Here is a 1,369-nt window from a genome sequence, read left to right as displayed (position 1 = left end):
TTCGTATGTCGCCGCTTTCGGGGCAGGTGCTGTCGACGCATCTCGACGATGCAGGCTGGAGCCGGTTCGACGAATCGGTGGTGATGCGTCTGCCGCTCAAGGAGGCGCAACTCGACGCCGCGATGGACCAGATTCCGCTGAAAGACATCAGCCGCTTCATCGGCGCGGCGATCAGGACGAACGGCTCGGACGCCTCGCTGCGAGCCGGCCTCTCGGAAGTCATCGGCGCAATCCAGCCTGAGGCGGGGCTGTTTGCGCTCGAGGACGGCAATGAGCCGCTGGCAACGCTGATCTGCGTCCACGACGGCGATCTCGCCGGCGTGTTCGAGGTCGCCACCGAAAAATCGGCGCGCAAAAAGGGCCACGGCCGCAACCTCATCCTGTCGGCGCTGAAATGGGCCAGGCTGCGCGGCGCGCGCGAAGCATGGCTGCAGGTAGAAGCCGGCAATGTTGCGGCGCTGTCGCTCTACCGGTCGCTCGGCTTCGAGGAAGTCTATCGCTACCATTATCGCCGGCGGCCGGACGCATGAGCGAGATCACGCCAGCTGGAAAGCGCCTGCTTCTTGTCGCGGCCTGCGCGCTGGTGGACGCCGACCGACGCGTGCTTCTGGCGCAGCGTCCCGAGGGCAAGCAGCTCGCCGGCCTTTGGGAGTTTCCGGGCGGCAAGGTCGAGCCAGGCGAGACGCCCGAGGAATGCCTGGTGCGCGAGCTGCATGAGGAGCTCGGTATCGAGACCGAGATCCCCTGCCTGGCGCCGCTCACCTTCGCCAGCCACAGCTATGACCATTTCCACCTGCTGATGCCGCTCTACATCTGCCGGCGCTTCCGCGGCATTGCGCAGCCGAGGGAAGGGCAGGGGCTGAAATGGGTCAGGCCGCGCCAGATGCGCGACTACCCGATGCCGCCGGCGGACGCGCCGCTGATCCAGTTCCTCATCGATCTCTTGTGATCGTCACAGCCGCTTCAGCGTTTCCACCAAAATGCTGATTTGGCGACCTCCGGCCGGAATTGCTCCAAGCTGCCGTTTGCTCCGTCTGCTCTAGGCAGCGTTAATGGAAGATTTATCTCGACATGGAAAATTGAGGCAAATCGTTCGCGCGGCGGCATGCCGATTTTGATTGGAGCCAATCCATGAGCCTCGACAGAGAATGGGACTCGATCCGGCCCGACCGCACTTTCCGCGCCGCCGATGCCGGCATGGGTATCTTGCGGATCACCCTGCTTTTCGGGTCGGCCGCGGTGGCGCTGGCTCTGATCGCGACGCCTTTCCTGGACAGCCAGCTGCGTCCGCAGGTCGCGCGCGAGAGCTTGACCGGCGGACTCGACCTAAGCAGCACCGGTTCGATCGGTCGCCGCGATACCTACACCC

At 64.6% G+C, this 1,369-nt stretch carries 2 protein-coding genes and 1 pseudogene; all 3 read left to right on the top strand.

What is annotated here, in order from left to right; genetic code table 11:
- A partial coding sequence (locus EOA60_RS33080) for a GNAT family N-acetyltransferase (protein WP_164899775.1) occupies positions 1-530 on the top strand: 530 nt, incomplete at its 5' end.
- Complete coding sequence (locus EOA60_RS33075; RefSeq protein ID WP_066990121.1) at positions 527-949, top strand: (deoxy)nucleoside triphosphate pyrophosphohydrolase; 423 nt, start codon at positions 527-529, stop codon at positions 947-949. The genes EOA60_RS33080 and EOA60_RS33075, both read left to right, overlap by 4 nt.
- A 182-nt stretch (positions 950-1,131) precedes the next feature.
- Positions 1,132-1,369 (top strand): annotated as a pseudogene (locus EOA60_RS33070) (hypothetical protein); the annotation flags it as partial.

The organism is Mesorhizobium sp. M1A.F.Ca.IN.020.06.1.1 (assembly GCF_004023265.1).
Lineage (GTDB): Bacteria > Pseudomonadota > Alphaproteobacteria > Rhizobiales > Rhizobiaceae > Mesorhizobium.
Note: the sequence above shows the minus strand (reverse complement) of the source record. Positions and strands in the feature narration are given on the sequence as shown.

Bases quoted from the DNA above. Each gene is read 5' to 3' on its own strand.
- EOA60_RS33075 (WP_066990121.1), top strand. From the start codon at position 527: ATGAGCGAGATCACGCCAGCTGGAAAGCGCCTGCTTCTTGTCGCGGCC.